The organism is Rhizobacter sp. P2_H3 (genome assembly GCF_056403355.1).
The window spans coordinates 20,089-39,147 of record NZ_JBFUFQ010000035.1 but is presented as its reverse complement, the minus strand read 5'-3'; the positions used below and the strand labels follow the sequence as shown (position 1 = coordinate 39,147).

The 19,059-nt window shown below is 64.7% G+C and carries 23 protein-coding genes; 2 read left to right on the top strand and 21 right to left on the bottom strand.

The genetic code is table 11. The annotated features are described in order from the left end of the window. Together ylqF and AC1D1T_RS09765 are read right to left on the bottom strand one after the other, a co-directional pair. Positions 1–662: ribosome biogenesis GTPase YlqF (gene ylqF, locus AC1D1T_RS09770; RefSeq protein ID WP_477991820.1), on the bottom strand; the 662-nt coding region annotated here is incomplete at its 3' end. Positions 663–1,017: 355 nt separating this feature from the next. After that, positions 1,018–1,758 (bottom strand): SDR family NAD(P)-dependent oxidoreductase, encoded by a 741-nt coding sequence (locus AC1D1T_RS09765; RefSeq protein ID WP_477828792.1) that lies wholly within the window; start codon positions 1,756–1,758, stop codon positions 1,018–1,020. A gap of 180 nt (positions 1,759–1,938) precedes the next feature. On the opposite strand from AC1D1T_RS09765, the gene AC1D1T_RS09760 reads away from it, so the two are divergent. After that, entirely contained in the window at positions 1,939–2,502 is a 564-nt protein-coding gene (locus tag AC1D1T_RS09760) for a TetR/AcrR family transcriptional regulator (protein ID WP_477991819.1), read from the top strand. 56 nt (positions 2,503–2,558) lie between these two features. Here AC1D1T_RS09760 and AC1D1T_RS09755 read toward each other — a convergent pair whose 3' ends face one another. From AC1D1T_RS09755 to AC1D1T_RS09710, 10 genes are all read right to left on the bottom strand, one after another. Then, entirely contained in the window at positions 2,559–3,806 is a 1,248-nt protein-coding gene (locus AC1D1T_RS09755) for an MFS transporter (RefSeq protein WP_477843962.1), read from the bottom strand. A 15-nt stretch (positions 3,807–3,821) separates the two neighbouring features. Continuing rightward, on the bottom strand, positions 3,822–4,031 hold the full coding sequence (locus AC1D1T_RS09750) for a 2TM domain-containing protein (RefSeq protein ID WP_052212334.1): 210 nt from the start codon (positions 4,029–4,031) through the stop codon (positions 3,822–3,824). Between the two features lie 51 nt (positions 4,032–4,082). Further along, positions 4,083–4,856 (bottom strand): alpha/beta hydrolase, encoded by a 774-nt coding sequence (locus tag AC1D1T_RS09745; RefSeq protein WP_477991818.1) that lies wholly within the window; start codon positions 4,854–4,856, stop codon positions 4,083–4,085. 12 nt (positions 4,857–4,868) lie between these two features. Then, entirely contained in the window at positions 4,869–6,017 is a 1,149-nt protein-coding gene (locus AC1D1T_RS09740) for an SMP-30/gluconolactonase/LRE family protein (protein WP_477825559.1), read from the bottom strand. After that, a complete protein-coding gene (locus AC1D1T_RS09735; RefSeq protein ID WP_477825558.1) occupies positions 6,014–7,465 on the bottom strand; it encodes a carotenoid oxygenase family protein in 1,452 nt (483 codons plus the stop codon). The genes AC1D1T_RS09740 and AC1D1T_RS09735 overlap by 4 nt, the downstream gene beginning before the upstream one ends. Positions 7,466–7,488: 23 nt before the next feature. After that, positions 7,489–8,145 (bottom strand): SDR family NAD(P)-dependent oxidoreductase, encoded by a 657-nt coding sequence (locus tag AC1D1T_RS09730; RefSeq protein WP_477991817.1) that lies wholly within the window; start codon positions 8,143–8,145, stop codon positions 7,489–7,491. Between the two features lie 109 nt (positions 8,146–8,254). After that, entirely contained in the window at positions 8,255–9,154 is a 900-nt protein-coding gene (locus tag AC1D1T_RS09725) for a helix-turn-helix domain-containing protein (protein ID WP_465113773.1), read from the bottom strand. A gap of 154 nt (positions 9,155–9,308) precedes the next feature. Beyond that, positions 9,309–12,170, bottom strand: coding sequence for an ATP-binding protein (locus tag AC1D1T_RS09720; protein ID WP_477991816.1), 2,862 nt, complete (start codon positions 12,168–12,170; stop codon positions 9,309–9,311). A gap of 402 nt (positions 12,171–12,572) precedes the next feature. After that, a complete protein-coding gene (locus AC1D1T_RS09715; protein ID WP_477825556.1) occupies positions 12,573–13,334 on the bottom strand; it encodes a DUF6348 family protein in 762 nt (253 codons plus the stop codon). Positions 13,335–13,573: 239 nt separating this feature from the next. Next, on the bottom strand, positions 13,574–13,954 hold the full coding sequence (locus AC1D1T_RS09710; RefSeq protein WP_477825555.1) for a nuclear transport factor 2 family protein: 381 nt from the start codon (positions 13,952–13,954) through the stop codon (positions 13,574–13,576). Positions 13,955–14,138: 184 nt separating this feature from the next. Here AC1D1T_RS09710 and AC1D1T_RS09705 point away from each other — a divergent pair, with 184 nt between their 5' ends. Continuing rightward, the gene (locus AC1D1T_RS09705) at positions 14,139–14,450 is read left to right on the top strand and encodes a cyclic-phosphate processing receiver domain-containing protein (RefSeq protein WP_477991815.1); all 312 of its coding nucleotides are present in this window, start codon (positions 14,139–14,141) and stop codon (positions 14,448–14,450) included. A 115-nt stretch (positions 14,451–14,565) separates the two neighbouring features. Here the strand turns inward: AC1D1T_RS09705 and AC1D1T_RS09700 are convergent, their stop codons facing one another. From AC1D1T_RS09700 to AC1D1T_RS09660, 9 genes are all read right to left on the bottom strand, one after another. Continuing rightward, positions 14,566–14,772, bottom strand: coding sequence for a DUF2283 domain-containing protein (locus AC1D1T_RS09700; protein ID WP_477828156.1), 207 nt, complete (start codon positions 14,770–14,772; stop codon positions 14,566–14,568). A 97-nt stretch (positions 14,773–14,869) separates the two neighbouring features. Then, a complete protein-coding gene (locus AC1D1T_RS09695) occupies positions 14,870–15,220 on the bottom strand; it encodes a hypothetical protein (protein ID WP_477828155.1) in 351 nt (116 codons plus the stop codon). Then, complete coding sequence (locus tag AC1D1T_RS09690; protein ID WP_477828157.1) at positions 15,217–15,540, bottom strand: DUF7677 family protein; 324 nt, start codon at positions 15,538–15,540, stop codon at positions 15,217–15,219. The genes AC1D1T_RS09695 and AC1D1T_RS09690 overlap by 4 nt, the downstream gene beginning before the upstream one ends. A gap of 85 nt (positions 15,541–15,625) precedes the next feature. Further along, on the bottom strand, positions 15,626–16,018 hold the full coding sequence (locus tag AC1D1T_RS09685; protein ID WP_477828154.1) for an SMI1/KNR4 family protein: 393 nt from the start codon (positions 16,016–16,018) through the stop codon (positions 15,626–15,628). A gap of 133 nt (positions 16,019–16,151) precedes the next feature. Further along, positions 16,152–16,424 (bottom strand): hypothetical protein, encoded by a 273-nt coding sequence (locus AC1D1T_RS09680; RefSeq protein WP_477828153.1) that lies wholly within the window; start codon positions 16,422–16,424, stop codon positions 16,152–16,154. A gap of 557 nt (positions 16,425–16,981) precedes the next feature. Next, positions 16,982–17,242, bottom strand: coding sequence for a hypothetical protein (locus AC1D1T_RS09675; protein ID WP_477991814.1), 261 nt, complete (start codon positions 17,240–17,242; stop codon positions 16,982–16,984). A 443-nt stretch (positions 17,243–17,685) separates the two neighbouring features. Next, positions 17,686–18,087: a hypothetical protein gene (locus tag AC1D1T_RS09670; RefSeq protein ID WP_477829199.1), complete on the bottom strand. Its 402-nt coding sequence runs from the start codon at positions 18,085–18,087 to the stop codon at positions 17,686–17,688. 114 nt (positions 18,088–18,201) lie between these two features. Then, the gene (locus AC1D1T_RS09665; RefSeq protein WP_477829200.1) at positions 18,202–18,432 is read right to left on the bottom strand and encodes a hypothetical protein; all 231 of its coding nucleotides are present in this window, start codon (positions 18,430–18,432) and stop codon (positions 18,202–18,204) included. 223 nt (positions 18,433–18,655) lie between these two features. Continuing rightward, positions 18,656–19,036, bottom strand: coding sequence for a hypothetical protein (locus tag AC1D1T_RS09660; RefSeq protein WP_490363533.1), 381 nt, complete (start codon positions 19,034–19,036; stop codon positions 18,656–18,658). Positions 19,037–19,059 lie beyond the last annotated feature (23 nt).

Here is a 19,059-nt window from a genome sequence, read left to right as displayed (position 1 = left end):
AGCTTGTAGCGCGCCACCAGTCGGTCCGCGTAGCGATGGCGCACGCGAGCCAGCAGCGCCATCGCTACCTCTTCCTCGTCATAAGCATTGCGGCCGATGCCACCGCTCGCCGCCAGGTTGTACCCACCCTGCGCAGTGAGGATTCGCGGCCACAGCATGCCCGGTGTGTCAAACAGGAAAAAGTCGTTGGCCAGCAGGATCTTCTGCTCCAGCTTGGTGATGCCCGGCTCGTCGCCCGTCTTGGCTGTGCGCTGGCCGTTGAGGGTGTTGACCAGCGTCGACTTGCCCACGTTGGGAATACCGCAAATCAACACCCGCACCGGCTTGACCATGCCGCCGCGATGCGGGGCAAGCGCCCGGCACACCGCGATCAGCGCACGCGCCGGCGCGGTGGTGCTGGCGTCCAGCCCCAGCGAACGGGTGCCCGGCAGCGCCTGGTAGTGCGCCAGCCAAAGCTCGGAGATCTCCGGATCTGCGAGGTCCTGCTTGTTCAATACCTTCAGCGCAGGCTTGCCTGCCGTCAGTTCGGCCAGCAAGGGATTGGTGCTCGAGCCCGGTAGCCGTGCGTCGAGCAACTCGATCACCACGTCGATCTCCGGCAGGCGATCGGCGATGGCCTTGCGGGTCGTGTGCATGTGGCCTGGGAACCACTGGATGGCCATGGAAGTGCTTTCTGTGTTCTCGCGGATGGCTGCGTCGGGAGGGGGTAGGGCGATATCGATGCTACCGTCGTCGGCACCCAAGCCAACGACGACCATAGCAAACGCTTCGAGCTGCGCTCAGTTGAACATGGATTCCTGCATCGCGAGGAATCCACCGGTGAGCGCAAGCACAGCGCCCAAAACGAAAATCGGCAGCTTCTCGACCGGCGGAGGAACGATCATGACCTTGGCCGACCTGAAAGGCGTCTCTCGCAGCCGCCCGCTCCTGGCCGCCTGACGTCAACCAATGCGCTTCAAGTGCTGTGCGCAACGCGGTCGCTGCGAGGTATCTGGCCGTTGTCCGCGGGCCGTCGACTCAGGCGAGCAAGCCGCCATCGACGTTGATGATGGTTCCCGTCAGGTGTCGCGCTGCAGGACTCGCCAGGAAGCTCACGGCGGCGGCGATATCCGCCGGTTCGGCGTAGCGACCCAGCGGCGTCAGGCTGCGCTGCCAGTCGGAACTCTCCCCGTTGGACGGGTTCATGTCCGTGTTGGTGGAACCTGGCTGGACGAGATTGGCGGTGATGTCTTTCGGCCCCAGTTCCTGCGCAAGGCCGCGTGTGAAGGATTGCAGCGCCGACTTGGTCATGTAGTAGATCGTTCCCGGGGCGCCGACGATGCGCTCCGCACCGGCGGAACCGATGGTGATGACGCGACCGCCCGCGCCCAGATGCGGGATGGCGGCCTGGGTCGTCAGCACCGGGCCGCGCACGTTGACCGCAAGCAGCGCGTCAATATCGCTGACGCTGAAGTCGGCGATGGTGTCGTAGAGCGCGATTCCGGCGTTGTTGACCAGGATGTCCAGGCCTCCCAACGCGGCCACGGCTTCCTCCACCGACCGCTTGATGGCGGTCGGATCCGCACTGTCAGCCTGAATCGCCGTGCCACGCTGGCCCAGCTTTTCGATGGAAGACACCACGGCGTTTGCCCTGTCGGCCGAGTTCTGGAATGTCAGGGCAACGTCGGCGCCGTTCTCAGCCAACGCCACCGCAATGGCGGCTCCAATGCCTCGAGATCCTCCTGTGACCAGGGCGCGTTTTCCAGCAAGGGTTTTCAAGGAATCATCCTTTGTGCAGTGATCGATGCACAAATGGTAGGATTGCGGCATCGGCTGGTCAAGCTATTTGTGCAGCGATCGATGCAAAAAAAAATCATCCCTTCGAAGGCCCCYGCCCGCGTACCTCTTGCTCGTGGCCGACCGCGCGAGTTCGACCGCGAGGCGGCATTGATGAGGGCCATGCGGCTCTTCTGGATCAAGGGCTACGAGGCCACGTCGATTGCCGACCTGACCACGGCTCTGGGTATCGGTTCGACCAGCCTCTATGCCGCGTTCGGCTCGAAGGATGCGCTGTACGCCGAGGCGCTGCGCCTGTACTCCGTGACTTATGAGGACCTGGTTCTGGGGCGCTTCCACCAGGCGCCTACGGCCCGCGAAGCCGCGTTCGCCTACCTGTGGGACTCGGCCGCGGCGATGACAGGCTCCGATTGCGATCTGCCACATGGCTGCCTGGTCACGCTCGGCACTGTCGGAAGCGATGGCCATACCGAACTCGCGGATCTGATGAGGACCACGCGAGGCGGCGCCTTCGAGGTGCTCGTGCCGCGCCTCGCAAAGGCGGTCGCTGAAGGCGAGCTGCCGAAGACTCTCGATGTCCACAAGCTCGCGAGGTTCCTGCAAACAGTCCAGAGCGGCATGGCCATCAGGGCACGCGATGGCGCCGCGAGAGAGGAACTGCAGGCGGTTGCCGAGATTGCGATGGGCGGATGGGACGGGATGGTGCAGCGCTCGGCCCAGGGCTGAGCACGAAGCCGGCTTCACCTGCGCCCGACCATGAACAAGCTCCTGGAACACGACACCTAGAGCGGGTGGAGCACGCGAGACCGACTGCCGTCGATGGGCCTGCGCGACAGCAGCAGGAACAGCACGAGCCCGGCCAGGGTCAGAGCGAACCCGGCCCACACCGCGGACAGCAGGCCATATCCCTGCGCAATGGCCTGACCGCCAGCCCATGCGCCGATCGCGTTCGCGATATTCAAGGCCGCCAGGTTCACCGCGCCCATCATCGTCGGCGCATCCGGCGCTGCCTGCGTGAGCCGGACCTGAATGGTCGGGATCGCGACCATCATCGTGGCGCCCACGGCAAACATGCCCGTCATCAGCACCCAGGCGGTTTCGCCACCCACGGCCAGGATCGCCAGCGCGACCAGAGCGCTGCCGAAACCGGCCTTCAAGCCTTGCGAGGGATGCCGGTCCGCCAGCCACCCGCCGACCACGTTGCCTGCGGTCATGCCGACACCAAAGAGGGCCAGTGCGATCGGGATCCATGGCGCGCCCAGCCCGGCAACGTCGGTCACGAACGGCCCGATGAAGGTGTACACGGCAAAGATGCTGGCCACGCCCAAGGCAGCCACGGCCGCCATCATCCAGACGGGCGCGCGGTTCAAAGCCCGCAGTTCCTGCAACACCGGCCCACCGTCCAACGCGCGCGAGCGTGGCACCCACATCCACAGGGCGATGATCGACAGCACACCCAGTGCCGACACGGCGACGTAGACATTGCGCCAGCCCAGCGCCTGGCCCAGCAGCGCGGCCAGCGGCGAGCCGACAATCGTGGCCACGGTCAGGCCCGTCATCACCAGGGCGAACGCCCGCCCACCTTGGCCCGGCCCGACGATGTAAGAGGCAACCACGGCGCCTGCGCCGAAATACGCGCCTTGCGGGATGCCGCTCACGAAGCGTGCGAGCGCAAAACTCCCCAACCCGGTCGCCACCGCCGAAAGCAGGTTGCCGAGAACGAAGATCGCCATCAAGGCCAGCAGCAGACTCTTGCGGTTCAACTTCGCCGCGAGGATCGTCACGGCAGGCCCACCGAGCACGACACCGAAGGCATAGGCTTCGATCGCATGCGTTGCGGTTGAAATGTCGAGACGCAGTTCGGCTGAAAACAGTTGGATGATCCCCATGCTGGCGAACTCCGATGTTCCGATGCAGAACGTTCCGAGCGCCAGCGTCAGCAGGGTCAGCGTCTTTCGGCTGAGCTGGCGCGCATCGTTGCAATGCGCCCTCGCAGACTTGCACTGCGGTTCGTAGGCTTCTTCAAGCATGACGGTTCTCCTGAGTCAGACGATTCCGGCATGGCGAGCGCCAGGGCCCAGGACGAACCACCAATGGGCCAGCACGCCAATGCCCCAGCTCACCAGCACGTACGCCACCCAATAGGGTGCGCCGGTCCAGAGGTTGATGCCGGCAAGCATGGCCATGCTCAGCACGAACACGATCGAGTGGATGCGAAAGCCACGCTTGCGCTCCGAGATGTCGAGCTTCTTCATGTTTTCCTCCTGTCTCCAGCATCGCCCCGGCGACGTGCCGGGGCGCCCGATTCATCGAACCGATGCCCGCGCCGCCTGGTCGATGGCCTCGGCCACCGCCTCGGGCTGCGAGATGTACGAGGCGTGGCTGGCCCGCACCTCCTTGATCGAGGCCTTCGCTCGGCCCGCCATCTGGCGCTGTGCGGGCGGCGGGATGATGCGGTCTTCGGTGCTCAGCACGTACCAGCTGCCGTGCGTCTTCCACGCGGGCTGCGACACCTTCGCCTCGAAGGCCGCCGCCGCCGGGGGGATCTGCGCCGCGGCCAGGAACGCGGCCTGTGCCGGTGGCAGGTCCTGCGCGAAGGCCTGCGGGAAGACGGCAGCGTCGAAGAACAGGTAGCCGTCGGCCGACGGCTGCACCGGAGGCGGGGCACCGCCTTCGAGCATCGACGCCACCGACTCGCCGGCATCGGGCACGAAGGCGGCCACGTAGACGAGCCCCGCCACGTTCGGGGCGTTGCCCGCCTCGGTGATCACCACGCCGCCGTAGGAATGGCCCACCAGCAGGGCCGGCCCGTTCTGCCGGGCCAGCACGCGCTGCACGGCGGCCACGTCCGCCGCCAGCGAGGTGAGCGGGTTCTGCACGATGYTGACGGCGTAGCCCCTGGCCCGCAGCAGATCGTGCACGCGGTGCCAGCCCGAGCCATCGGCCCAGGCGCCATGAACGAGAACGACGTTTTTCACTTTGGCTTTCTCCWGGGGTTGTTGAGCGCCGGCCGGCGCGCCTGCCAGCAGGGCCACGGCGAGCGGCACCACCAGGCGCAGCAGGTGGATGGGGTTCTTCACGACAAGCCTCCTTCAGCGGGTTGGAACAGTTGATGAAACCGGCGTCAGCGCGAGCCAGCCGATGGCCGGTGCGTGCAGGCTGTGGATGTACAGGCGCTGCGCGGTTTCGGTGGCGCCAGTCGTCTCCGGGTAGGCGCCGGTGGGGTCCTGCAGGTCTTCGACGACGCGGCCGTCTTCGTCGATCGCGAAGACATGACCGTAGGGTTTGCCGAGCGGCAGCCATGCGCGCGGCAGCCGCAGCAGCACCTTGCGCAGAAAGGGCCGCTCGGCGAGGCTGTCGGCGGCGGGATTGCGCGGCTTGAAGAGGCCGACCCAGATTCGGCCGTCGCGGCCGCGCATCAGGTTGTCGGGGTAACCGGGAAGGTTGTCGAGCAGCACGCGGGCCTGGGGCGTGGCACGCTGCACATCGATGCCGCGTGCCGCAGCGTCGAGTTTCCAGATCCGGTAGCGGCCGGTCTCGGCGACGAACAGCGTGCGCCCGTCAGCCGACAGCGCGATGCCGTTGGCGAACGAGAAACCCCGTGCCACCACACGCGTGCCGTGCGCCACCGGGTCGTAGGCCAGCACGCGGCCGGTGGCGGCCTGCTCGAGGATGTCGAGCACGCTGGCCTCGTAGGTGCCGCCCCAGTGCGAAGGTGCAAAGCGCGACGAGGCGTCGGTGAAGTACACCGTACCGTCCGGCGCGACGGCCACCGAGTTGGCATACCGGATCGGGTCGTCGGGGCCGACTCGGTCGGCCAGCAGTTCCACCCGACCATCGCGACCGATGGCCAGCAGCCCCTTCATCGCATCGGCGGCCAGCATGCGGCCCTGGGCATCGAAGTCGAAGCCCAACACCCGCCCGCCGGTGTCGGCCAACACCTCGCGCCGGCCGCCATCGGCATCCATGCGCAGCAGCGTTCCGCTGGTCATGGCAGCGTAGAGCTTGCCGTCCGGCCCGAGTGCGATGTGCTCGGGGCCGAAGTCGCTGCCGATGTCGATCCTGTGCAGCCCGGCCAGGCGTGTGTTGGGCGCGTGAGGCCCCTCGTAGCCGGGCGGCCGCGGTGCCGGCCAGGCCACCGGCTCGGCGGGCACCGGCCAGAGGCAGAGGTAGGCCGCGGCGCCGGCTGCTGCCAGCGCCACCGCAGCCGCGAGCGCCTTGCCAGTCGATCGACGCTTCATGGCCTGCCTCCTTGTTCGCGTTCGCCGATGAAGGAGCCGTGGAAGCCCAGCGGTATCGACGCCGGCACGTCCGCGCGGGCCAACAGCGTCATGTCGCGTGCATCCAGGATGGACAGCGCCGAGCCTGTCGTGCGCTGGCTGCACCCCACGGTGAGCAGCACGCCGTCGTCTTCGTCGACACCGCCCGGACGGGCGACGAAGACAGGCTCGCCGTAGATGCGCTCGCCGTCGCTGAAGGCACAGCTCTGGCCGCTGCGCACGTCCACCTTCACGATGGACGACGCGTAGCCGTCGTCGTCCCGTGGGCCGTCGGCCGCACCCCAGGTGTAGCGGTAGTCGCTTCCGCTGGACCGGCGGTAGTGGATGCAGGGGAACTCAAACGCCGCGTCGCCGAGCATCTGCACCTCGGCACGGGGCCTGCCCGGCCGCATCGTGATGCGCACCAGCTTCGGCCTGAGGTCGGGCAGTCGCTCGGCCATGCGAGCAACGCGCAGGTCTTCCATGATCGTCGCGTCCGGATAGGCCAGCGCGTCGAGCACCGTCTCGCCATCGCGCTCGAAGGCGTTGACGGTGTGGAACACGAACATCGCGTCGGCCTCATGCTCGGTCGTCGCCCCGCTCCCGCGATCCATCACGATCAGCCGCGTGCCGTCCTGCGGGCGCCACTCGAAGTGGTCGATGTAGCCAAGGTTGGACCACAGCATGTCCCGTGGCCGCACGGCAAACGGATGCGCCAGCAGCACCGCGCGCGTCGGCGTGAGCCCGAACGAATGTAGGTAGGGCACGCGGTCCGTGCGCCACGATCCGACAACCCGGCGCACGTGCGTGCGGTCGTCGTGCTCGTAGACCGAGACGACACCTCCGCCRGCACCGAAACTGGTCGCCAGGTTGACGACCTTCCGGCGCGCGAAGTCGCGATGCGGGTGGGCGCTCATCACGTTGCCGCCGAGTCCGTCAGGTCCATACGGCCGGACGCCGAGCGAGCGCAGCGACGCCGCATCGATGCGCAACTGCCGCGCCCCTTCGGTGAGGGCGACGACCTCGTCACCCATCTGCACGATGTTGACGTTGGTGTTGTCGGTGCTTCGTTGCACTGGCTGCAGCAGCCGCTGCCAGGCTGTGCGCTCCGTCGGCGTGCCGAACGAGGAGAGCTTCGCACGGCCGCCTGCGATCTCGCGAGCGGCCTCGCTGTCGAGCAAGCGCGACTGGAACCGCACCGTCGAAGCACCGATGCGGAAGGCGTAGATCTGGCCGAGGCCATCGAACCAGTGTTGCGCCTGCCATGAGCCCTGTGCGAACACGGCGGGGCAGGTGCGCAGCAGGTCGCCCTGCAGCCAGGACGGCACCGTGCCGGTGACGTCGGCGTCACACCGCTCCGCGACATCGGGCGAACGCCGGAACGGCGCGATCGATTCGAGCTCGCGGGAACGGCGTTGAGTCTGCTGCATGGCGTCTGCGCTCCGTGGGGCTCTCACGAGATGGGTGCGGCCACCGGGCCGCTGCCGTCGATGGCCAGTTCGGCACCGCTGATGCCACCGGCTTCGTCGGAGCACAGAAACAGGCACCCATGCGCGACCTGGATCGGCGCAACGCCGCACAGCGTGGGCGGCTGCACGAAGCCGGACAGCACCACGTTGATGCGGATGTTGTCGGTCATGCAGGCCAGGGCCGCGTTCCTGGTCATGCTGCGCACGGCACCGGTGGTGGCGTGGCACGCGTACGCCTCTCCCGCCGGCAGGTGGTTCAGTGCCGGCGCGATGTTGACGATGGCGCCAGCCTTCTGCCGCCGCATCACGCCCACGGCCTCGCGCATGCCGAGAAAGACGCCGGTCTGATTCAACGCGATGGACCACATCCATGAACTCGCGGAGAGTTCGTCGAGCCGTTCGTACGATGCAGCCGCGGCCGCGTTGACCAGCACGTCGAGTCGCCCGCTTCGCTCGATGACGCGGTCCACCGCGCTCTGCCATGCCAGCTCGCTGGTGACATCGAGTGCCAACGCGCAGACATCGGGCGAGCGGTCGTTCGAAGCCGCAGGGTCGCTCGCGAACACCGTCGCTCCCTCTTCGACGAAGAGCTTGGCCACCGCGAGCCCGATCCCCGCCTCCGCCCCTGTCACAAGGGCCACTTTGTCTTTGAGTCTCATCATGAGACACAGGCTAGTGGAAGGGTCCTCGTGCGTATTCGCAGATCTTGCGCATCCCTTTCCCGCGTTTGCGCTCCTGAAGTTCTGAAGCTCAATCCACCTCGAGGCGCTGGTCGCGGCACAGCGCGCGGTACTGGCCCGGCGTCACGCCGGCCGCCTTGCCGAAGACGCGCGTGAAGCTCGCCTGCGATGCGAAGCCCGTGTCCAGCGCAATCTGCGCCAGCGACGCACCGTCGGCGGCCAGCATCGCCTTGGCCGCTTCGATCCGGCGTTCGCTCACGTAGCGATGCGGCGGCACGCCCATCGCCTCGCGGAACAGGCGGGCGAAATGGAAGGGGCTGAGGCAGGCCTGGCTGGCCAGGCCGTCCAGCGACAGAGCGGTGGCCAGGTGGGCTTCGATGAACTCGAGCACGCGCTTCAACCGCCGGCGGTCGAGCGTTGGCGCCGTCGGCGGCACGCGCCAGCGGTCGACCGTGTAGTGCCCCATCAGGCGTGCTGCGACCGCGGTGCGAATGCCGTCGCAGAAGATGCGGTCATCGTGCCGGTTGCCGCTGCGCATGAACGCCTGCAGCGCGCCCCCGAGTTGTGCCATCACAGGGTCGGCGACCGCTGCCGCGTAGGCGAGACGGCATCGATCCGGATCGATGCCGTAGTCGGCCAGGGCACTTCGTTCCAGCAGGCTGGCCGGCATGAACAGATGCAGGCATTCGAGCGGCGCGTCGAGCTCCAGCTGCGTTTCATGCGTCCCCGCCGGCACCAGCCAGCTCGTGCCGGGCAGTGCCACGCGCTCCTGCCGCTGGCCATCGCCGGTGCGCCGCACCGTGCCCTGGCCGGACAGGATGATCACGAGCTCCGTGCAACTGGACGTGACGGGGTTGTAGGCACCGCCCGGCACCTGCCGGTGCTCCGCACGCAGCGTGTCCCACTCCGTGGTTCCGGCCAGCAGCTCGCTGCTGGCGTACTTCACATCACTTTGTGTCTGCAGCGGCATCGACGATCCTTCTGGCGGGGGGTGCCATGAGGATCGCTGGACCAGTCTTGCCGATCAAGTTAAGTGCGGTTAGGTCCTTGCGCTGCCGAAGTGCAGGCCGCCCCAACGCAGTGCGTGCCATGCATGCTGGCTTGCGGTTTTGCTTGCGGCTCTCTCAGGGCTTGTCGAGCCGTGCAAGAAGGTCGGTCGCCACCACGAGGTCGCGCGTCGCGAAGCCTTCGGTGAACTCACCGTGGATCGGCCGCAGCATCGCGCGAGCGTCTGCCGTCCGCGACTGCAGCAGCCAGAGCCTGGCCAGATCGTTGGCGGCCCGCAGCCGCCATGACAACGCGCCGATCTCGATGGCCATCGTCATCGACTCGGCGAGCACCGCCTCGGCCTCCGCCGCCCGGCCCGTGGCCGCGAGGATGGACGAGCGGATGCGCAGCAACTCCGGAATGCACCAACGCTCGTTCTGGGTGACGGCGCCATCGAGCGCGGCCCGCATCGCGGCTTGCGCCTCGCCGAGACGCCCGCTTCTGGCGAGGGCGTCGGCCAGGACGCCCAGATAGAAGGGCATCCGCGCCAGGTAGTTGATCGCGCGGAACTCCTCGATCCCCCGAGCGAGGTCGTCGATCCCCTGCGCGGGCACGACGGCCTGCCCGCAGGCGAGCGCTGCGCGATAGAAGACGACCACCGGGCGCCGGACACCGATGCCATGTCGAAGCACTTGCTCTTCGAGCAGCTCGACGTAGTAGCTGCATTCGTCGTGATGTCCCGAGAGAAAGAAGATCGGACACGCCCACGACAGGCAGTTGCTGACCGAGAACCAGTACCTGGTCCTGAGCGCGGCATCGACCGTGGCGGCCGCCGTGCGCGCAGCCGTCTCGGGCGAGCCCGTCAACCACTGCGCGTGCGACAGCACACTCCCGAGATCGACGTTCCGGTAGACCAGGAAGCGCACGAGTCGCGAGTCGTTGAAGTCGCGCGCATCGGGGTTGTAGAGCCGCTCGAGACGCTGCCTCGCGCTGTGCAGCTTGCCGACGAACAGTTCGCCTATGGCGAGATAGTTCTCCCGCTCTCGCGCCGCGGACGAGTCCTCGGCGGCGACAGCGGCGGCGATCGACGCGCAGCTCTCGAGCGTGCGGATCCCGTCGTCGTTCCGGCCCCCCATGATCTCGCAGGCACCGATGGTCCTCAGGCATCGGAGCCGGGCGTCGACGTTGCCGAGCCGGACCGCGATGTCCAGGGCCCGATGCATCGCGCTCATCACCTGGGGCGTGAGGCCGCGGGCAAAGAGGGTGTTGCCTGCCAGGGACATCTGGAGATGCATCTCGATCGCCGTCCCGGATTGCCCGGCTGCGTCGAGCTCCGCGACGGCCTCGCCGACGTGCCGGCGGCATTCCTCGGTCAGCGACAAGTGGTTCCAGAGGAGGACGCCTGCGGCGGTCAGGCGGATGCGCAGCGATCGCAGCGCCTCATCGCGCCCCGACCAGGCGAGCGCAGCGCGAAGGTCCTCGAGGTAGTGCCCGTAGGAGGCCTCCCACTCGTGCAGCTCGATGCGTTCCCAATCGGTAGCGGCCCGCTCGAGCACCGCGCACAGGTGTTCCGCATGGCGGCTGCGGACCGTGGCGTCCTCGGCACTCACCCGCAGGCGTTCGAGGCAGTAGGCGCGCGTGGTCTCGAGGAGGCGATAGGTCAACTGGTCATTTCTGGTGTCCATCACGAGCAGCGACTTCGAGGACAGCCGCGACAGCGCATCCATCACCTCCGCTGCGTTTGCGCCGGACACGGCGCTCGCTCCATCGGCGCTGAAGGTGCCGGCGAACACCGCGATGGCGCGCAGCAGGGCGGCCTCGTTTACCGACAGGAGCCCGTAACTCCAGTCGAGGGTCGCCAACAGGGATTGCTGCCTCAGCGGCGCGCCGGGTGGGCCGAGCCTGAGAAGCCGGAATCTGTCGTCGAGCATCTGCAGGATCTGCACGGGGGAGAAGGCAGCAGTCTGGGTCGCGGCCAGTTCGATCGCCAGTGCATTGCCATCGAGCCGCCGGCAGATTTCAGCGACCGCCGGGGCGTCGCCATCCGTCAATCGATAGCCCGAGCGCTCGGCAGCGCGTGCGGCGAACAGTTCGACGGCGGGAAACCTGCGGGCCTCGTCCGCTGCGGGATGCTCGCTCGGGTCGCATTCCAGCCCGCGCAGGCGATGCACTCGCTCGCCCCGGATCCGAAGGGGCTCACGGCTCGTCGCGAGGATGCGAACGCCATCGAGGTGAGCCGCCAGCCTCTCCACGGCAGCCGCCACCGCAGGCAGCAGGTGCTCGCAATTGTCGAACAGCAGGGTCTTCTGTTGCCGCCGCAAGGCATGCACGACGCTCGACAGCGGATCGCCACTCGTCACGCCGAGGCCGAGCGCCGACGCAATCGCCGCTGGCACGAACTGCGGGTCGCTGATCATCGCCAGGTCGATGAATGCGGCGCCATCGGCACGCTGCGTTGCCGCTGCATGAGCCGCCGCGACCGCGATGGTCGTCTTTCCGACGCCGCCGGCGCCGACGATCGACACGATCCGAGCCTCATCGAGGCCGCGCCGGACGCCTTCGATGGCCTGCGCCCTCCCGAAGATTCGTGCAGTTCCGGCGGGCAAGCTCCCGCTGCGTGCTGACGGCGATGCAGCGTGCGGTCCGAATCCCGGCAGCTCTACGGTCTGGACAGGTGCGATGAATCGATAGCCTCGCCCCGTGACCGTCGCGATGTACCTGGCAGCGCCTGCTTCGTCGCCCAGCACCCGTCGCAACGCCACCATGTTGACCTTGAGGTTCTCCTCCTCCACGACGGCGTCCGGCCAGGCTCGATCCATCAGATCGCGCTTGCTGACGACTTCGCCCGGCCGCTCGACCAGTGCAGTCAGGATGTCCAATGCACGGCTTCCGATGCGGACGGGAACGCCATCCCTCAACAGCAACTGGCGATCGGGACTCAGCACGAAGGGTTCGAACGCGAAATGGCGARGTGCTTTCCGGGTGGAGTCGCTGGTCACGGCCAGCTCCCGTCATCGTGGCCCACTGTCAATCCTCCCGAGACTCCGTCGACGATCTCCGAAGCACTCACCCTGCTTTTGATCCGTTCTGATTCAGTTGCCGGCACCCGCACTGCGAGGATCGGCGCGGATTATCGGAGGTTTTGGCGCACTGTGGCGCAGACCAGAAAGGGCTTCTGGTGCCTCGGGTCGGGGTCGGAAGGCCGCAAAGATGTTTGCTTGTGGATGGTTTGGCGCAATTTCGGCGCACTCTCACACGTCTCAGCGAGAAATAAATCTCTCGTCGACCAGGCTCTGTTGAACGTCTGCTCTCGCGAGCAGCGAAGTAGAGCTATCGACCCGTTGCTGACCTTCGACGTCGCGCTCTCAAAGCCGCAAAGCCGCCATTCAGGGACCTGTGGCCTATCGAAGTAGGAACGCCTGCTTGTACATGAAGGAGGAAGCTGCTTGGGGCCAGCGCAAACCAGCCGCGAGAGCCGCAGCTTGATCCGAAGCCTGCCCGTCGAGCAAGACGTGACTCTGCGGCTGTGAGTTTGGCTGGACGACGACCACTACCTGTAGCGTGTGGAGTCGCCCGTCATGTCGCGGCAGCATAGGCGCAACTGCACGAAGGAGTCGGACCTGGAGTTCATCGGTGCCCGCCGTGATGCCTTGGGGCGGCTGGCCTCGGAACCCAGTTGTGCCTGGGTACACCGCGAAGTCTCCGAACTTGTACTGCTCGCGCTCAAGCGCGATGGCCTTCAGGAGTGCTTGACCAAAGCCGAGGTACCACTCTTGCACGGCTGTGTCGGCTGCTTCGACGATGGTAGAACCAATGCCGATTTGCGTGGACGCGAGATACGACTGGTTGGAGCCGTCGAACAATACGGCGAAGTTGGAACTCAGCACAAATTGTCCGGCGTGTCGGGTTGTGCTCTCCAGGACGGGATCAATGCGAACGATCTGTTTTCCGATCGAAATTTCACCATTGCGCACGGAGTATGCAGGGGACGCACCGGCGGAGGCTCCCGCTGAGGTGAGTAGCTTCTGCAGACTGCTGGCAAGAAGGTCTTCTTCGCTTGCAGCCAGGGCATGGAAATGAACCGTCGCCGCGACGGCAAGAACGGCGAGAAGGCGCGCAAGTCTTGGATTCATTGGGCGCTCCTTGCGCTCGATGGTTCGCATACCAAAGCATTCTGACAGCGACGCATAAGGCGAAGGCATCTGCACGCGCGCGCAGGCAGCAAGACGAGCCTGCCGTGTGCTTCAGCGAGCCAGACTGAAAGCCGTCGTTGGCGAATGACTGCAAGTGGCGGCGGGCATTCGACCACAGGGTGCGAGCGGCAGCAACCGATCAGTTGCTGCCGTTCGCCTTAGGTGCTCGAAGGCTTGCTCTGCAGTGGAAGCTGGACACGCTGTGCCAGTCACCAAGTTTCCGCTGCTGCGGTGCCTTGGTGATACCGCATTTGCCAGCGGTCCCCGATCCGAACCCAGAGTGATGAACGCAAGGTGTGGCGCGATAGCGAGCCGTCGGTTTGCCGGTGTGCCGCCCGATAGGTGAGAAGCGCAACTCCAGGCTGCAGCTCTGTTGCGACGTACTTGTAGGCGACAACCTCGGCAGGGGTTGCTTCGGCAAGGAGCTTCTCGACGATGGCATCACGGCTCCAGTACTGCCCGGACCGTCCGATCTCTTCGAAGTCAGCATGCAGCAATGCGTTTACCCGTGGCGCACTTCCTCGAACCTCGGGACGGTGCAAATCGGCTTCGAGCTCGGAAAGCGTGCTGACAAGCTCAATGTTCGACATGTCACCCCTGTTGCGACTACTTGTGAGCCCTGAAGATTACCGTCTTGAGAGACCGCTTCAGCCTGAAACGATCGGACGGGTCGCGCTGTCGGGAGACCGCTCATGGCCGGATGCGGGTGCAGGCGCGACCGGAACCCCCCGCCCATAATCTGCGCTCCACTGCGACGCTCACAGATCTCCACCCATGCGTGTCTACCTCGATGATGAACGGGCTACCCCCGATGGGTGGGTTCGTGTCTACTGGCCAGAAGAAGCGATAGCCCTGCTCGAGTCGGGCCAAGTCGAGGAGATCAGTCTAGACCACGACCTCGGGGACGACGAGCACGGAACCGGATACGACGTTGTCCTCTGGATTGAGGAGGCCGTGGCGCTTCGCGGATTCAAACCGCAGCGCATGTTCGTCCACTCCGCGAATTCATCCGCCAAGGAGAAGATATTGTMAGGCATTTATGCGATCCAGGCCCTGTACCGAGGCCGTAGCCGGCCAGATACCTGACGGTCGCGAACGTCCGCACCTGGCGGCGGCAGCCGTTCGCTCACTTGAGCGGCGAGACTTCGCCGACACGTTGCCACAATCCGAATCCGACGGCTCGCAACGATACCGCTCGGCTTCAGGCTAGGACTTCCACGCCAATCAGATGCCCTTGGGCGTCAAAGTCCAAGTACAAGTCCGGGCCCTTGTACGGCAACAGGCTCGCTAGACGCACTGTTTTTTTCACGCAGCCAGGAGATCCTTTGCCTGGGTGACCGGGCAGGGACAAATAGGCAACGTCGTGATCGTCCGGGTTGACGGCAAGAGAGATATCACTGGTATCCATTTGAATCTCTGAAGATCGAACTGATGAGCAGGAGCTTCAAGTCGGCTGCGCCGAAGGAGACGTTCACGAAGGGCAGCTTCTGGCCGATTGTTGCCATCTAGGAAGCACTCGCCTGTCTGCCGCACACCGGACAAATAATGCGCTTGGCATAGCTGACGAGCGTGAGTCCGCAGCAGCCGCCTTCTTGGCTTGTGCCGTATCCCTCGGCGACAAAATCCCCAGGATACTGGGGTCGCGCCAGCAAAAGCAGTTCCCATGGCGACGGTGTGCCTGACGCCTCATTGAATCGATGAGCCTTGGCAAGCACCAGTTTGGCGGACTGCCATTCAGGGCGACTCACTTCGGCCTCCCGCGCCTCCAGCGCCAAGGCGACTATCTCCACCAGCCGTCGCTCCGGCAGCGACTTCAAAACCTCCACAAGGTCTCGATCCGACTGCAAGTTCGTCATATTGGGTCCAGCCGAGGAGGAGGCGCGTGCAAGGCAATCTCCCAGTCTTCGTATGGCGGCTCGACCTTGAAGCTCGGGTCGTAGTACGCCCGAAGGTAGTCGGTGGCTCGCCTTTGCGCGTAGTGCGCATTCATTACGCGCCCCTCCTCATCAAGCCGCAAGACGTTCGCGAAGATCGCGTAGACCTGCTCGATCGCGCTCGGATCATTTCCATACAGCTCTAGATAGTCGATGCCTTCGAGCGTGTATTGCGTGCCGCTTGCCATGAAATAGGCGAACGTTCGCAGCGCTCCGCTGAATGAGTGACTCAGGTGTGGCATAGAGGTTCGGGATTGCCATGCGCAGCCTACCTGAAACCGGTCGGTGGCGATCGTCTGCTGGTGGCCGAGAGAAGACCGACCGTGGCTAAGCTCTTGGCAGATCCGCGAAGTCATCCGCGACTTTGGTCAACACCCCAGTTTCATGCGACCAGTGATGAACCGCATCCCCAAAAGCGTCACCGTTTCGCAGGATCACCAGTTGGTCGCCAGACCCGTTCCCGGCGATGGCCAGCGCGCGCGAGGGAAACTTCGGCCACTGCTGAAGGGCTGCGGCCTCCTTGATCGCGTGGTTCGACATTCGGCTCAACCGTCTTCGGTCGGATGAATCGGCAATCGGATACAGCCGCCAGTCCTCGTTGAGCACATCGAGATCGCCGCCGTTGGCCGCCCGCATCGCATTGGCGTAGGACGACGGCAACGAGCTTGCGAGTTCGCGTTCGGCTGCTTCTATGAACGAGGCTGCAAGGTCAAATGGCATACGGTCGACAGTCGATTAAAGCATGGCAGATGGCGTGACCCTCGCTGGTCTTGCCGAGACACCAGTATCGCGCTTGGAAGCAGCCGCTCGCGAACGTCAGCTTGTGGCCGATTGGTGCCAGCGAGCAGGCAGTCTACCGTTCAGTCTGCACGGCGAGGACTGTCAACTCGCGTCCACCCAGTTCGAGAGAATTTCGCCAGACGTGCTTCACGCCAGGCACCTCCGAGAACGTACCTCGATACGCCTTGTGAAGAAGCTCTTTGCGCAGGACTGGCGTGAGCGAGGCCAACGCGGTCGTCGGGATGTTCGAGGCCCAGGTCATAGCAAAGCCAGTGAAGTTGCTGTGACTTCCCTGCGCGACGTGCTCGGCGCCAGCGTAGCTGACGATGTAGGTGAAGAGTGGCATGGGGCGAATTCTATGAAGCCTGAAAGCCGCCTCTCGCGAATGACGGCTCATGGCCGACCACAGACTTCGAGCGCCGCACGCGACAGGCCCTGGGCGACTGGGCGCCAGCGCGCGAAATCTCGACGCCTACCTCACCACGGGGGACATGAAGGAGAGCCGAATAGTCGCCCCGAACTCATGTGCCGCTTGGACAACATCCAGTGGTACGTAGAAGTTCGACCAATTGCGAGGCGTATGGATGCCGATCCCGAGCTCGACTACCCGGAATCGGCCTGCGATTTCTGAAGCAATCCAAGAGAGGCTTCCATACACCTGCCCTACCTCACAGTCGACTACCTGATAGATTTCACGAGGATGCGGCCCGGGCGTTGCGCCGCCCCGGTGCCCGGTAAACCTTCTCGAAAACCGCTCGTAGGCAGCCTCGTGAAGCCCTCGTACAACGATCGAATACGAAACAACGTCGGGGTCCGATGAAGTCATGGAGGAAGACTACCCGAAAGCCGCCTTTCGCCAAGGACTGCAAGTGGCCGATAAGGGACATGCGGGAACCACGCCATTCATGCTCGCCGATTCGGAGCTACGCGATCCGCGAGGGCTTCAATAAGTGCCGGCTCTCCACGAAGCGACAAGCCGAAACCGGACTGAGCGACGGCCACAAGGTCAGCGCCTGGGAGCGATATCTCGTACAGCGCGACTTCTTGGGGGCCGCCCAGGATCCACTCTCTGTCAACGATCGAGCCGCCCATCGTCTCGACCTCGGCAACGAGCCGATAGAACAGGTCGTCGTCGTACTCAGAGCCCAGTAGGAGTTCGGTCATAGCGCTGCCGAGCGTACCCGAAAGTGGTCGCCGGTGACCGGCTGGAAGTGGCCGATCACGGGCTTCCTACGATCACTATTCATATTGATCGACGTCGATGCCGGAGGCCTGAATCTCCTCAGCACTCGCCGAACGAAGAGCATCCATAGCGTCGCAGTGAGGGCATCTTGCTACACCCTCACTCCGCCAACGTTCCTGCGGTTGAAGCAGGCGCGCGTCTGCAAACTGGGAGCCTTCCTCGGCACACTCGATGCTGATCCTGCCGCAACTGCAACACTTGATCAACAGCAACGAAGTGCCTTGTCCGCAAGCCGGGCAAGACCTTCTCAGATGCCAAGCAGGCGAATCGATTTGCATGGGACGGTCTCGGGAAAAAACTGGCGCGTCGGAGCGGCAACTAGCCTATCCGAAAGCCGTCGTCCGCGAGCTTCCGCTCGTGGCCGCTACCGGCGATCGCTGGCAGCCCACTGTTCGAAGAACTCCAGCTGCTGAGAAACGCTGGCGGGGATTACATCCGGACCTTCCGAGAAGATTTCGACCAGGTCAGCCGTTGAGGCATGCAGTCCAGGGCTCATTCTGTACGCCTTCAAGCCTACGCCCATGCTACGTGCCATCGCAGATGGATAGACATTCAGGCTAGAGCCATAGCAGAACAATCGTAGCCCTTTCTTCTCGAGTTGAAGCCGAATCAAACAGAGCGCTTCGAAGAAGTCGCAAGCGCTGGCCGAGATCTTTGAGCCTCGATAGCAGCACACTAGCCTGCACGAGTCGTTGACGACATGCTCGGCGATCGTGGCGATCTCGTCGTCCTCACCGCCGACGAGCCTAATCTTGTGAATCGTCACCTGACCCTCCCAGAGCGGATCTAGATGAGTCTACTGAAGTCGCCAAGCCGCAAAGCTGTCATATGCCAGCGGCAGCTCCTGGCCGGCTGCGGTACTCGTCACCGGCCTCATGCATCACGAGTAGATGATCGTGATTGACAAGAAGAACAATACAGCCAGTGTGAACGCCACCTGCTTCAGTCTCTTCTCAAAGAGCCGGGGATTCTTCCTGATCCATGCGACAGATGCGTCGACCTTGAGCCTGACCACGTGATCGACCGGCAAGAGCCGAGTAACTAGAACGGCAGCCCCACCGAGGGCCGCAACGATGATCAAGAACGAAGACATGAGAATGATGCTGGTCATGCTGTGGCGTCGAAGAGATGGTTGTGCGGACAGCCGCACCGATATGGCGTCGCGCAATGCTAGCGGGGCATAGGCTCATGCCAACACGGTGCTGCGCATCCAGAAGGAGTCATCCGCGAAAGACAGCTCGTGGCCGACTGTTGCCGGTCGCCCGCGGTGCCTGTTCGCCTGTAGGCGACCCGTAACCGCCTTCGCGTCAGTCGATTTCGACGGCGGAAAGCCGTCAGTCAACGTCAAGTCCATCGGCGGTAGAAGGCCCTCCGCTGGATCGAAGGCTTAGATGGACCGCTACCTTCCGCACGATCCACGGGACCGCTACGAACCACTGCCAATATCCGACTGCAACGCCAGCTAACCACATTGGGACGAAGCCGGCGAACGGCTCGTAGGGGATGCCGAGTACGCGAGTCGTCTCGCTGGTGGCATAGCCAGAGAACCCAACAGCGAAAAGCCCAGAAGGAAACGACAGGAAGACCATGAGCCAGAACGCGGCAACCGGCATGTCGTGGACGTCGCGCTGCGCGAATGAGAAGACCAACACCGCAAGGCAGGCCGCCACCCATAGCAGCAGGAATATCCGACCGAGTATTCGATGAACTTTCATGTCATCCAACGATAGTCCAAGCA